The sequence below is a fragment of the Pseudomonas sp. NPDC088885 genome (assembly GCF_044750025.1).
GTDB classification, from domain to species: Bacteria; Pseudomonadota; Gammaproteobacteria; order Pseudomonadales; family Pseudomonadaceae; genus Aquipseudomonas; species Aquipseudomonas rustica.
In genome coordinates this window covers 202330-217218 of record NZ_JBIVJB010000002.1, presented here as the reverse complement: position 1 = coordinate 217218, position 14889 = coordinate 202330, and the positions used below count along the sequence as shown (strand labels likewise).

The 14889-nt window shown below is 60.7% G+C and carries 3 protein-coding genes; 2 read left to right on the top strand and 1 reads right to left on the bottom strand.

What is annotated here, in order from left to right; all coding sequences use genetic code 11:
• Positions 1 to 198 precede the first annotated feature (198 nt).
• Positions 199 to 10722 carry an autotransporter-associated beta strand repeat-containing protein gene (locus tag ACIP1X_RS03360; RefSeq protein ID WP_400749349.1) on the bottom strand — a complete coding sequence of 3508 codons (10524 nt, stop codon included), beginning with the start codon at positions 10720 to 10722 and terminating at the stop codon, positions 199 to 201.
• A 526-nt stretch (positions 10723 to 11248) separates the two neighbouring features.
• Between ACIP1X_RS03360 and ACIP1X_RS03355 the strand changes: the two genes are divergently transcribed.
• On the top strand, positions 11249 to 12217 hold the full coding sequence (locus ACIP1X_RS03355) for a nucleoside-specific channel-forming protein Tsx (RefSeq protein WP_400749347.1): 969 nt from the start codon (positions 11249 to 11251) through the stop codon (positions 12215 to 12217).
• A 228-nt stretch (positions 12218 to 12445) separates the two neighbouring features.
• Entirely contained in the window at positions 12446 to 14707 is a 2262-nt protein-coding gene (locus ACIP1X_RS03350) for a hypothetical protein (RefSeq protein ID WP_400749344.1), read from the top strand.
• Positions 14708 to 14889: the final 182 nt, after the last annotated feature.

The window sequence follows — 14889 nt, the reverse complement described above, 5'->3', positions numbered from 1 at the left end:
TTTGCGTGGGTTTGCAAACAGGCGCAGTCAGGCGAATCGGTTAATCGTGTAGGACATATCCGAGACGCTCAAGATCAAAAGATCACAGCCAGCGGCAGTTCCTACATTGGAATTTGTGTAGGAGCTGCCGCAGGCTGCGATCTTCTGACCAAAAAAAAACCGCCCTTGCGGGCGGTTAAACAGGTGCTTCAACCCTAATCAGAAACCCAGACTAAAGCTCACCGTCATCGCATGGTCATTGTTGTCATTCGACAGTTGCCCCGAATAACCAATGCCCAGTTTGCCGGTCGGGCTGATCTGGAAGTCGACGCCCGCTTCGACGATCGCGCTGTCCTTGGCGATCGGCACGCCTTGGGTGCTGAACGAGGCGCCGCCGTCGATGAAGGTCAGGTCGGCGTCGGGTTTGGTGTCGCCGAAGGCATGGCGCCAGCCGATGGCCGCGCGCGGGGTGAATTGCCCACCGTTGGCCAGGGTGATGACTTTGCCGGCGCGCAGGCCGAGGGTGGAGAAGGTGATGTCCTGATCGGCTTCCGCCTTCAGACGCCCTACCCCGCCTTTTTCCTTGGCCTTGTCGCTGTCGTAGTTGACGTACGCCAGACCGGCGAACGGCTCCAGCGCAATGCCGGCCGCTTCGACGGTGTAACCGACTTCACCGAACACTTGCGCAGTGCGCGCGTCGTAGTTGGCTTCCAGACGATCGTTGTAGCTGCCGACGCTGACGTCGCGTTTGGTCTCGATGTCGTGCCAGCTGTACGCCGCGCCGAGGCGCACCGCCAGTGCATCGAACTGCGAGTTGAGGTACGCCGCCAAGTGGTAGCTTTCGACCGTGGCATCCGACTGACGATCATGCGCATCGAGGTCGCTGCGGGTGTAACCGGCCGCCATGCCCACGCGCCACGAATCGTCGAGTTGCTTGTCGGTGCCGAGCATGAAGCCGCTGAGGTTGCGATCGAGGCTGGCGCTGTTGCTGTCGCCATCCGATTCACCCCAGGCGCCGAGTGCGCGCGCCCAGCCGACCATTTCGCCGTGGCAACCGTTGCTGCTCAGTTGGTTGTCACTTGGCGCCAGCGCGCGGCGTGGATCATCCGCAGCGCTGCACGACGGTTGGCGCATGCGATCGTTGACCGCCTCGCGCACGTAACGCGAATCCTCAAGCATCGCGCTGGCGGTGCTGGCATGAATCTCCCCGGACAGACTGTCGAAGGCATTGCGCGCACCGGCCACGCTGAGGTTGATGATCTGGTTCTGCAACTCGGCGCCGGCCGGGCCATTGTTGTCCAGCGCGGTAGCAGTACGACTCTGGTTGCCGGTGGCAGCGACATCAGCAAACGAGTTGCCGTTGCGGCTGACCGCCAGGTTCACCGCATTGGCGTCATACACCAGCGCGGTGCTGAGGAGGGCGTATTGCGGCAGATCCGCTGCGCTGAAGGTGCCAGTGACACCGCCGCCCGCCGTGATCAGCGTGTAAGTGGTGGCGCCCGTGAACGGCGCCAGTGCTGTCACTTGCAGACCACCGTCCAGTGCCGCCGTGCCGCCGACAGCCAACGGCGTGGCGGTTGGCGAGTTGACCGTCAAGGCCAGCACACCGTCCGCAGCGTTGGTCAGGTTGCCGGCGACGCTCAGATTGCCCGCCTCGCCGCCCGACGCCACCACACCGTGGTTGACGACCGAGCCGACGCTGCCGTTGCCGCTCAGACCTGCACCGTTGGCCACGGTCACCTGGCCACCGAGCGAAGCCGTCGCAGCGCGGCTGCCCACTTGCAGCACACCTTGATCCACCGCCACCGTGCCGCTGAACGGTTGATTACCGGTCAACAACAGCGTGCCGTCACCACGCTTGGCAATCGATCCGCTGCCACTGAGCGTCCCATTGAAACGACCGTCAACATTCTGTTGGAACACCAGGGCAGCGTTGTCGAGGATGTTGCCTTGCAGGCTGGTGGTGTTTCCGATCAGCGTACCGCCGCTGATGATGGTGCCACCGCTGTAAGTATTCGCGCCACTGAGAATCAACGTGCCGGAATCCAGTTTCTCGATACCCCCGGTGCCCACCAGCGGCACGGCGATTTCGGTGCTCGCCCCGGCATTGACCCGCACCGGTGCGAGGCTGCCGTCAGCACCGTTGACCGGGGTCAGCGTGCCGCCCGCACCCGGTGTCAGGTTGTAGCCGTTGGCAAGGAACTGAATGCCGGTGAATTGCTGATTGCCGACCACTGTGACCGTGCCACCCGTGCCGCCAAACACCGCGAATTGACCGGTCGAACCTTGCGCCTGAGTACCGGTCGGGTCAGTCCAGTTGGTGTCCGGGCCCCACACGCCGCTACCGCCATCGATGGTGCCGTCCGGATTGGTTTTGCCGCCGTTCCAGAACTGCACTTCACCCGGGGCGTTTTGCACCAGCAGGTTGATCTGGTTGGCAATCGCGGTTTGCAGCGTCAGGTTGTCGACCGGCACCGGCAGGCTGCCATAGACCAGACCGTTGTCGGTCAGGCTGCCGCCGTAGCTGAACAGTTGATAGACGCCAGTGCCGAAGCCGCCGGCGTTGCTGATGTTCAGCGTGCCGTCGAGGGTCAGGTTGCCGGCGACATTGACCACGGTGGTGGAACTCGCCGCCGAGCCCAGGCTGAAGTCCAGGTTAGTGCCCGAGGACAAGGTCAGCGCACCGACCGACAATGGCGCCGCTGCGCCGCCACCGAGCAATGTTGCGCCGTCGGCCAGTTGCACGTTGCCAGCGAGCGTGCCGCTGCCGCCAACACTGGCACCGCTGGCCACCGCGACGTTGGCGCTGTTGAGCACGCCGTTGACGCTCAGGTTGCCCGCCTGCACCGAGGTGTTGCCGGTGAAGCCGTTGTTGCCGGTCAGCAGCAATTGGCCGGTGCCGGTTTTGTTCAGCGTGCCGGTGCCGGTGAGGTTGCCGGTGTAGCTGCCATCGGCGTTTTGTTCGAAGGTCAGCGTCGCGTTGTTGACGATCGCGCCTTGCAGGCTGCTGGTGTCGCCGAAGGTGTTGCCGCCGTTCAACGTGGTGCCACCGCTGTAAGTGTTGGCGCCGCTGAGCGTCAGATCAGCCGTGCCGTTTTTCAGCAGACTGCCGGTGCCGGTGATGGCGCCGAGCAGCGTGGTGTCCTGGTTGCCGGCCAGGGTCAGTTGTCCTCCGAGGTTGATCGCGTTGGCCAGCTGCAGCGCCGAGGTGCTGTCGAGAGTACCGTTGCCGGTCACACTCAAGGCACCGCTGCTGATGGCGCTGTTATTGCCCAGCACCAGCGAGCCGTCGGCGAGTTGCGTGCCACCGCTGTAAGTGTTGTTGCCGTTGAGGGTCAGGCTCGAAGTGCCAGACTTGATCAGACTGCCGCTGCCGCTGACGTCGCCGTCGAGGGTCAAGGCGTTAGAGCCAGCGATGTTCAAGCCACCGTTGAGCAGCACATCGTTGGCGAGGCTGATGTCCGCGTTGCTGTCCAGCGCGGTGCCGTCGGCGGCGGTCAATACGCCCGTGCCGAGCGCTGCGTCGTTGCCCACGACGATCTTGCCGCCGTTAAGCGCCGTGCCGCCGGTGTAACCGTTGGCCGCGTTGAGCACCAGCGTACCGGTGTCGTATTTACCCAGCGTGCCGGCGCCGTTGAGCGCTACGCCGATGGTCGCGGTGGCGTTCGGGTCAACACGCACAGTGGCGTTGCCCAAGGAGCCGTTGACCAGATTCAGCGAACCAGCCGTGCCGTTTTGCAGGCTGTAGCCGTCGGTGACAAATTGCAGCCCGGTGACGGTTTGCGCGCCGTTGACCGTGACCGTGCCCGCCGCGCCCTGGAATACTGCGAAGTTGCTGGTCCAGGCCTGATTGGTCGTGCCGTTGACGTCCGTCCAGTTAGTGGTGCCAGTGCCCCAAGTACCGCTGCCTCCTTCGACCGAACCGTTGGCAACCAATTGATTGCCGTCCCAGAACTGCACGGTGACGCCCGGCGCGGTCACCAGCAGATTGATCTGATTGGCCAGCGCGGTTTGCAGGGTCAAATCGCCGGGAGTGACGCTGCCCGGCACGGTGCCGATCAGCATGCCGTTATCGGTCAGGCCGCCGGTGTAGTTGATCAGGCGATACACGCCGCTGCCAAAGCCGCCGATGTCACTGACGTTGAGCGTGCCGTCGAGGGTCAGGTTGCCGCCGACATTGACCAGCGTATTACCGCCGCCGGAGACCGGTGTGCCGAGGCCAACGTCGAAGTTGGAGTTGCCGTTGAACACCAGCGAGTCGACCGACAAGGTGCTGCCGGTAACGCCCGCCAGATGACCGCCATCGGCCACCGTCACGGCTCCGGTCAACGTGCCGCTGCCGCCGAGGGTGCCGCCGTTGTTGACCAGCACATTACCGCTGGCCAGCGAACCGTCGACCTGCAAGGTACCGGCGTTGACGTTGGTATCGCCGGTCAGGTCGCTGATGCCGCTGAGGGTCAGCGTGCCGGTGCCAAGTTTGCTCAGCCCGCCATCGCCGCTGAGAATGCCGGCGAAGGTGCTGCTGACGTTGTTGCCGCCGAGGCTCAGCGTATTGCCGGTGCCGATCAACGCAGTGCCGCTGCCGGTGAGGCTGGCGAGGCTGCCCGAAGCACCGAGATTCAGCGCCGCGCCGCCCGCGAGATTGACCGTGGCGTTGTTGCCCAGCGCCGCACCACTCAGCGTGGTCAGGCTGCCGGATGCCACATCGAAGGTGCCGCTGAAGGTGTTGTTGCCGCTCAAAGTTACGTCGGCCAGACCATTTTTGGTCAGCGTGCCGGCGCCGGCGATCACGCCGCCGAGGGTCAGGTTGTTGTTACCGGCCAGCGCCAGATTCGCATTGACGTTAAGGTTGTTGGCCAGCACCAGTGGCGCCGAGTTGTCGAGGGTCGAAGCACCGGCCACGGTCAGCACGCCGCTACCCAGAGATCCGCCGGTACCAAGGGTCAGCGTGCCGGCGTTCAGCGTGGTGCCGCCGGTGAAGGTGTTGATGCCGTTGAGGGTCAGGTTCGACGCGCCGTCCTTGATAAGTCCGCCCGCGCCGCTGACTACACCCGCCAGCGTCAGGTTGTTGCTGCCGCTGTTAGTCAGATTGGCGTTGAGCACGACGTTGTTGCCCAGGCTCAGCGCGCTGTTGCTGTCCAGCGCCGAGGCACCGGCGACGGTGAGGTTGCCCAGACCCAGCGCCGAGTTGCTGCCGGCGGTCAGGGTGCCGGCATTGAGAGTGGTGCCGCCGAGGAAATTGTTGTTGCCGCTGAGGGTCAGGTTCGACGCGCCATTTTTACTCAGGCTGCCCGTGCCGTTGACCGTGCCGGCCAGCGTCAAATCCGCCGTGCCGACGATGCCGAGATTGCCGGCCAGGTTGACCGCGTTGTTCAGCGAAACCGCGGTGCTCGCATCCAGCGTGGTACCGCCAGCAGCATTCAACGTGCCGGAACCCAGCGCCGAGTTGCTCGCCAGAATCAGCCCGCCAGCGTTCAGTGCGACCGGCCCGAGGAAGGCGTTATTGCCGCCAAGGGTCAGATTCGCTGTGCCGGTTTTGATCAGGCCGCCAGTGCCGCCAATCACGCCATTGAGGGTCAGCGCATTGCTGCCGACCACGGTGAGGTTGCCATTGAGTGTCGCAGCGTTGGCCAGCGTCACCGCCGCGTTGCTGTCCAGTTGCGTGCCGGCATTCGTCGTCAATGTGCCGGTGCCCAGCGCGGTGTTGCTGCCGACGATAATTTTGCCGCCATCGAGTTGAGTGCCGCCGGTATAAGTGTTGGAACCGCCCAGCACCAGCGTGCCGGCGTCGAGTTTGTTGAGGATGCCGCTGCCGTCGATATTGGCATTGATAGTCGCGGTCACGCCCGGATCAACCCGCAACGAAGTCGTGCCGCCGGTGCCGTTGACGGCGGTGAGTTGCCCCGCCGCGCCGTTGACCACGTTGTAGCCGTCGGTGAGGAATTGCATGCCGGTGAACGCTTGCGTGCCGTTGACCGTGACGGTGCCGGCCGTGCCCTGGAACACCGCGAAGTCGCCGGCCCATGGCTGGTTGACCAAACCGTTGGCGTCGGTCCAGTTGGTGCCGACCGCATTCCACGTGCCGCTGCCGCCATCGACCACGCCGTTGGCGATGGTCTGGCTGCCGTCCCAGTAGCGGATATTGGAATTCGGCGCCGACACCTGAATATTGATCTGATTGGCCACGCCAGTCTGCACCAGCAGATCGCCAAGACCATAACCGAACGGCACGCTGGCCACGTCCAGACCGAGGTTGGTCAGGGCGCCGGTATAGTTGAACAGACGATATACACCAACGCCAAAACCGCCGGCATCGCTGACGTTGAGATTGCCGTCGAGGGTGAGGTTGCCGCCGACATTCATCAGCGACGCGGTCGACGGTGTGCCCAGGGCCACATCAACGTTGCTGCCGGCGCCAAGAGTCAGAGCACTCGCCGACAAGGTGTTGCCCGACGACAACGCCAGATGCCCACCGTTGTTGATGTTGACCGCGCCGAGCGCCGACCCGGTACCGGTCAGCGTGCCACCGGTATTGACGTTGACCTGCGCACTGCCCAGCGAACCACTGAGATTCACGATACCGCCATCGATCGCGGTGTTGCCGTTGATGCCATTGATCCCGGTGAGGTTCAGGGTGCCAGTGCCGACTTTGACCAGACCGCCGCTGCCGCTGAGATCACCGTCGAAGGTACTGGTGACGTTGCCGCTGCCGACGGTCAGCAGGTTGCTGCCGGTCAGTTGCACGCTGCCGCTGCCGGTCAGCGCACCGAGGCTGGCGTTGCTGCCCAGATTCAGCCCGGCGCCGGCGCTGATGTTGACGCCAGCCGTGTTGCCCAGCGCATTGCTGTTGAGGGTGGTAACGCTGCCCGAGATGATATTCAGCGCGCCGGTGAAGGTGTTGTTGCCGGCCAGCGTCAGGTCGGAAAGACCGTTTTTGGTCAGGTTGCCGGCGCCGTCGATGATGCCGTTCAAGCTCAAATCATTGTTGCCGGCAACGGTCAGTCCGGCGTTCAACGTGATCGCGTTGCCGATGCCGAACGAGGCGCTGTTATCCAGCGTCGCCGCGCCGCCGACGATCAGGGTGCCGCTGCCCAGACCGCTGGCATTGCCCAGGGTCAGCGTGCCGCCATTCAGAGTAGTGCCGCCGCTGAAAGTGTTGTTGCCGTTGAGGGTCAGGTTAGCCGCGCCGTTCTTGATCAACTGGCCGGTGCCACTGGTGACGCCGCCGAGGGTCAGGTTCTGTGTACCGCCCACGGTTAGCGCCGCGTTCAGCGCAACCGCATTGTTAAGGCTGACCAGCGGCGAGTTGCTGTCCAGCGTTGCAGCGCCAGCAACAGTCAATGCCCCGGAGCCGAGCGCCGAGCTGTTGCCGACGGTCAGTGTGCCGGCATTCAGCGTGGTGCCGCCGAGGTAGTTGTTGGCCGCGTTGAGAATCAGATTGGCCGTGCCGTTTTTCACCAGACTGCCGGCGCCGCTGACCAGACCAGTGAGCGTCATGTTCGCTGTGCCGCCGATGTTCAAGGCACCGGCGAGCGCCACGGCGTTGTTGAGGCTGACGGCCGTGTTGGCGTCCAGCGAAGTGTTGGCAGCCGCGTTTAATGTGCCGGAGCCCAGCGCGGTGTTAGTGCCGACGGTCAGTTTGCCGGTGTTCAACACGGTGTTGCCAAAATAACTGTTGGCGCCGTTGAGGGTCAGATCGGCAGCGCCGTTCTTGGTCAATCCACCGATACCGGCGACCACACCGCCGAGGGTCAGCGCATTGCTGCCGCCCAAGGTCAAGGTGCCGGCGAGGTTTACGTTGTTGGCCAGGGTCGCGGCGGCGCTGGCATCAAGGGTGGTGCCGTTCGAGGCGTTGAGTGTGCCGGTGCCGAGTGCGGTGCTGGAGCCGACAATCAGTGAACCGGCATTCAGTGCCGTGGTGCCGGTGTAAGTGTTGTTGCCATTGAGGGTCAGGCTCGAAGCGCCGGTTTTGATCAGACCGTTGCTGCCACTGATCACCCCGCCGAGGGTCAGCGCATTGGCGCCGCCGGCGGTGAGGTTGGCGTTGAGAATCACGTTGTTGTTCAGGGTCACGGCAGCGCTGCTGTTGAGCGTGCCCGCACCTTCTACCGACAAGGCGCCGGTGCCCAGTGCTGCGCCGTTGCCGACGGTCAGACTGCCAGCATTCAGCGTGGTGCCGCCGCTGTAGGTGTTGCTGCCGTTAAGCGTGAGATTCGCGGCGCCGTTTTTCACCAGTTGGCTGGCGCCGCTGATCACGCCGCCGAGGGTCAACGCGTTGCTGCCACCGATCCCCAGGCTGTTGTTGAGAATGACGGCGTTGTTCAAGGTCACCGCTGCATTGCTGTCGAGCGTAGCCACACCGCCCACGGTGATATTGCCGCTGCCCAGCGCCGCGTTGGCGCCTGCGGTAATCGTGCCGGCGTTCAGCGCAATGGCACCGAGGAAGGTGTTGGCACCATTGAGAATCAGGTTGGCCGCACCGTTTTTGGTCAGCCCGCCACTGCCGCTGACGATGCCGCCGAGGGTCAGGTTGGCGCTGCCGCCGACGTTCAGATTGCCGCCGAGGGAAACTGCGTTGGTCAGTGCGACCGCCGTGCTGGCATCGAGAGTGGTGCCCGCTGCGGTGGTCAACGCGCCGGTGCCCAGCGCGGTGTTGGAGCCGACAATCAATGTGCCGGCGTTGAGTGCGGTGCCGCCGGAGAAGGTGTTGTTGCCGCTGAGGCTCAGGTTGGCGGTGCCATTCTTGATCAAGTTGCCGGCGCCGCTGACGACACCGCTCAAGCCTAATGCCTGGGTGCCGCCGATGGTCACGCCGCCAGCCAGTGCAACGGCATTGGCCAGTGTCACCGCGGCGGTCGCATCCAGCACAGTGCCCGCCGCCGCGTTCAGGGCGCCGGTGCCCAGCGCGGTGTTGCTGCCAACGAACAAGGTGCCGGCATTGAGCAGCGTGTTACCGCTGTTGGTGTTGTTGCCAGTCAGGGTCAGGCTGGCAGTCCCGGATTTGGTGATGCCGCCGGTTCCGCTCAACACGCCGCCGAGGGTCAAGGCATTGCTGCCGAGCACGTTGAGCGCGCCGGTCATGCCGATGTTATTGGCCAGCGTGACGTTGGCGGTGCTGTCGAGGCTGGTGCCGGCGGCGGTGTTCAATACACCGCTGCCCAGCGAGTTGTTGTTGGTCACCAGCAGGCTGCCGGCGCTGAGGGTGGTGGTGCCGGTGAAACCAGCGTTGGCGCCGCTGAGGGTCAGGCTGCCGGTGCCGGTTTTGGTCAAGCCGCTGCTGCCGCTGATCAAGCCGCCGAGGGTCAGTGCGCCGGTACCGCCAGCGGTCAGTGTGCCGCCGAGGCTGATGGCGTTTGCCAGATTGATGGTGCCCGGTGCGCTCAGGGTCGTCGCGCCGGTGACGTTAAGGCTGCCGGTGCTGAATGCCTGATTGTTGCTGACCTGTACCGTGCCGCCATTGAGCGTGGTGTTGCCCAGATAGGTGTTGGCGGCGCCGAGGTTAAGTTGGCCGGTACCGGCCTTGGTGAAACCGCCGCTGCCGGAAATCACCCCGCTCAGGGTGGTGGCATTGCCGCCTTGTACCGTGACGCCGCCAGCACCGAGGGAAATCAGATTGCTGATATTCAACCCGGCATTGCTCGCCTGCAGAATCCCGCCGTTGGAGGTGAGCACACCGCTGCCGAACGTGGCGTTGTTATTGAAGTTCGCGATACCGCCATTGAGCGTGGTCGCGCCGCTGACCAATGGCCCCTGCAACGTCCAGGTGCCGCTGTTGATCGTCAGATTGTTGAAGTTGACGTAGGTGGCGCTCGATGCCGTGCCAGTCCCGGTGATACCGCCGCCGACGCCGGCCGGGTTTTGCAGGATCAGGCTGTTGGTGCCGCCCGCACCGCCATCGACCGTGCCGGTTGGCGCAAACGTCAGGTTGATGCCAATCAAACCGCCAAGGCCGACGCTGATCTGCACGCCGTCACCCACCTGCACCGAAGATCCGGTCACTGCCGTGAAGGTGTTGGTGCTCGCCGCCCCCATCGACACACCACCGGTAATCGCACCGGCGTTAGTGAAGGTGTTGCCCGCCGCCGAGGTTTCGAATGCGATCCGGCCGTTGATGACGCCGGTGTTGCTGTTGGTCATGTTGACTTGTGAACCACCATAGACGCCGATCACCGGGGTATCCGCCAACGTGATGCCGCCGATCGAGAGTCCGGTCGAGGTGATGGTGCCGTTGTTGGTGATGCTGGTGGTGCCGGTTGCCGCGTTGTTAACCGAAAGGGCCAGGCCGTCGATGCTGGTCAGGTTGAGCCCCAGTAACATCCCGGTGCCCCGCATGATCGCGCCAGCATTGTTGAGCACGCTGACCGTGCTGGTAGCGCCGCTGCCGATGAATGCCCCGCCACTCAAAACCGACACCAGACCGAGCACTGCCGGATCCATGATGCCGGAGTTGTTCAGGGTGATGTTGACCCCCGTCAGGTCCATGACATGCCCGCCAAGTGTCGCGTTCATCTGCGCGCCGCTGTTGACGTTGACCGTCAAGTTGTTAGAGGCACTGGCAAAGTCGTTGGGAACCAGTGGCAGTGGCGGCACCCCCGTACACGTCACGATTGAACCGGCCGTGGAGCACGTGGCCAACGCAGGTGCGCTGACGCCGCCGAACAACAGCCCGGCAACGCTCAAGTGCACAGCAAGGGAAAGAGGGGAAAAACGCGAGACGAGGGCGACACCAAACCTTGCTTCCACGGGCTACTCCTTGTATGGCCAGATTCTTCCTTGACGGCGTGGACAAGCAGCGGCTTATTCGACACGCGAATCAAGACTGCGACGGTCATTACAAAACCGTTCTATTCCTGACACACGCTAGTTGATGCCCTGCAATGGGGCCTTGGTTAAATGGCATTAATACTTTGGTGCTAGAGCAGTCTGGAATAAGCCTTTCCACCTTTCCGAATCAGTAGAAGAACCCCTGTGGCGAGGGGATTTATCCCCGTTGGGTCGCGCAGCGGCCCCAAAAAAAGAGGGCCCGCTGCGCAGGCCAACGGGGATAAATCCCCTCGCCACAGGACATATTCCAAACATGAATTTTATGACGACCTACTCGACTGACCACTTCGTCAAAAATCTCCGTAAAACCCTCAATATTTCAGCCCATTAAAAGAATTGGTACGCCTTGTGCAAACGTTTGCGCAGCGTCAATCACGGCATTTTCGTAACAAAACCCTACAGACCCGCAGAACGCCGGGCCTTGATCTGCAAAAAAGGACTTTGAATGCACGCCGCACTCCCCCTTCGCGCTTCGTTTGCGCGCACGCTGACTGTTTCCTTGCTACTGACCGGCGTTACCGGACTTCTCAGCCACAGCGTTTTCGCGCAACCTGCTCAGCCCGTTCTGCCAGAAGAATCCGCTCAAGGCGAAGCACTCAGCCCGGAAGCGAGCCCGCCGAAAAAAGGCGCGTACCTGTCGGACTGGTACAACCAGGACTTGATGCTGATTGGCAGCAAAGACATCAGCTTTGGCCCGCAACCGGCTGACGACATTTATCTGGAATACGAGTACTTCGGCCGCAAAGGCCCGTTCGAGCTGTACGGCTACGTCGACATCCCGAAGATCTTCAACATCGGCAACAGCCACGACAAAGGCGTGTGGGATCACGGCTCGCCGCTGTTCATGGAACACGAACCGCGCATCTCCATCGACTACCTCGCCGGCCGCAGCCTGGCCATCGGCCCTTTCAAGGAATGGTACGTCGCGTTCGACTGGATCTACGATCACGGCAGCCGCAAGGAAAACCGCGCCAACACCCTCTACAGCGGCTTCGGCACCGACATCGACACGCACTCGCGGGTCAACCTGTCAGCCAACCTCTACGGCCGTTATCAGTGGGAAAACTACGGCGCGAGCAACGAATATTCTTGGGACGGCTACCGCGCGCAACTCAAATACATCGTGCCCATCGACAAATTCAGCAACGGCGCCTCACTGACCTACATCGGCTTCACCAACTTCGACTTCGGCTCCGACATCCACAAAGACAACCCCGCCCGCACCGCGAATGCGACGGTGGCGACTAACGTGTTGCTGTACTCGTTCACGCATTTGCGCTTCACGCTGGTGGGCCGGTATTTCCACAATGGCGGCAATTGGGAAGACGGCAGCGAGCTGAATTTTGGCGACGGCAACTTCCGTGCGCGCTCGAATGGCTGGGGGTATTACGCGGGCGTGGGCTACCAGTTTTAAGGGACACCGATCAAAAGATCGCAGCCTTCGGCAGCTCCTACACAGAATTCGCGTTCCCCCTGTAGGAGCTGCCGAAGGCTGCAATCTTTTGATGTTAAAAACGCTTGCCAACAACTAGAACCGCCCATCCGAAACCCACCCTACCCTGTCAGATCTGACAGGTGACGCCATCACCCACATCGCATTAGATATCGCCAAGGCAATCCCCCCTGAAATCTGGAGATGGCGATGAATTTCCGCGCAGTCAAAGCTGTAGAACTGACCCTGCCCAAGGCACCAAAAATGGTCGACCTCGTGCCCGCCGATGTTCAAGCCCATGGCGGCGCAACCCTTGCGGACACTAACGTGGCTGACGGATTTCTGGTGATCATGCGAGCCTATCTGCTTCAGGCAGAAAACGACTTACTCAAGCTTTACCTGAACGATGATGTAGTGAGCAGTACAACAATCGCCAAGGGCGCGGAAAACGATGACACGCCATTGCGGATACCTACCGGTGTCTTTCAAAAAGGCTACAACCGAATCAAATTCGGCATTAAACGCACTTCCCAGGAAGAGGAGTTCACCCCAGACCTGATATTGCTGCACCGTACGTCTCCCCCGGGCGACACGCCGCCAGTACTAACTATCAGCGTCAGTCACGACAGCATCGGCCCCGATGAGGCGGACGCCGTGAGCGTTAGCATCACCTATAAAAACACCCAGTGGTACGACCGCATTCTCGTCGACTGCAACGGTGTACGTGTTGAACATCGAGTGTTACCCGAGAGAACCTCTCCCTTCCCTCCGACCCCACAAAATTTCCAGATTCCGATCACGAGAACTATTTTGGAACAGGGCGGTGATGATTCGGACTTCGAATTCAAATTCCGAGTACTCGATTACGTGACGAATCCATCAGGACCACCGACTTGGTCGGATGTGGTGACGGCGGATGTGCACTTGAAACGATTAACGCTGCCAATGGCAGTGCTCAGGGAGATACCGACCGAAAACAACGACGATCCTACGGTTGTCGATTTGGAAAAAATGAAAGGCGGGCCGCTCTGGGCCTTGGTGCATTTACCGGATTCACTCTGGAAAGTGGGTGACTCAATTTACCTGTTATTCAGCGCCGAACTGAATGGTGTTGTGATTGCGCGCAATGAGGAAACACTGCCTATTACACAAGTACCGACTCATTTGGCGTGGGATATCCCTCATGCCAAAGTCGTGAGGGATAGCTCGGTAAAAGTGCTTTATCAGTTGATTCGCCATAGCGTCATTATCGGAACCTCCGCAACCGCCAATGCGCAAGTCATAGGACGAGACACAAGCAATTTGCAGCCACCGAAGTTGCTACAACCCGCAGTGAATCCTATTGACGCTTTGGCTTACCCGCAGGGTGTGACCTTACAGGCTCAATATCCTGATGCTCAAGTAGGAGACCATGCGCGCTTGATTGAGATTGACGCACCCGCAGGCTCACCGCTGTTTCCACTGGTGGCGTTCGACAGTAATAAACAGGCAAATATGCAGCTGAAACCGGAGTTTTTAGCTGCACGTCATGGCAAGGATCTGAAATTCAAGTGGAGCTTGCATCAGGGTAACGAACCGATTGGAGAATCACCGGCACTTGAATTGAGGGTTATCAAAATGATTGACGGAGATCCGCGATTTCCGACACCTGAAATCAAGGAAGCGACGGGATCAGTTGGGCAGAAAGTACTCGACCTTCAAACATTTCCTGGAGATGCCACAGTGTTTGTCCCACCTTGGCCAATGATTGCTGCAAGGCAAAGAATTTCCTTGTCCGTCCATGTTGTACTTGAGAGCGGACAACCCGACGTGATTATTCTGGAGCAGGGACGGGAGATTGACCAAACGGAATCTATCAGTGGTGTTGTCGCGAAAATTTCGCGAAAAATTTTGCACACTTTAAAATCCGGCACCACGATCAATTCTTCATTCAAAGTATCTTTTGATGGTGGCATGGAAGAAAAACAATACATTGCACTCCCAGAATTACAAACATCGCTACTGCGCCCACTTATAACAGAAAACTTTGACGGGCATCCCGCCGTCAAATTGTTTGCCGGGAATAGCGCAAAAGTATCCAGAATGAGGATTTTCTGCATTAGTGGAACTGGACCGTGCGGCATCCAATTTCATCACCAACACCCTGGAATGCTGGATGGCCCGGCGATTTATGTATCCGGAGATAAAACTTTACCCGTACACACGGGGGTTGACACTGTGGCCTTCGCGTTGGATGTTCCATGCATAAAAATAAAATTCTCCTGCACATTTCAAAGTCACAAAGCCTTAATTACTTTTTACAACTTCGATCAGCAACCCATTGGACAACTCACGCTTCCAGCAAGCCCCGACTATTACACACCAAATAATAAATGGATCGAGTACTCCGCGCCCGCTGGCGAGGCTATAAGCCGATTCCAAACTGAAACATCCGACCACTTATATTTTGACTATTTCACTTTTACGCTTTGACGCTGCCTACCCCACATACGAAGACGGCGGCCAAGGCCGAGAAGGGTTCAATAACCGAATTTTTAAACGGGGATGTTTAACAGACACCTGCAGAAACTCTCCAAGGCTACACAACCTTGCGCCATTGCCTACAGCTACGCCAGAATCCGCCGGCTTGTGCGCCTTGGAGACGGGCCTTATCG

Excerpts from the sequence above, each read along its gene's own strand:
- ACIP1X_RS03355 (WP_400749347.1), top strand. The coding sequence starts at position 11,249 with ATGCACGCCGCACTCCCCCTTCGCGCTTCGTTTGCGCGCACGCTGACT.
- ACIP1X_RS03350 (WP_400749344.1), top strand. The coding sequence starts at position 12,446 with ATGAATTTCCGCGCAGTCAAAGCTGTAGAACTGACCCTGCCCAAGGCA.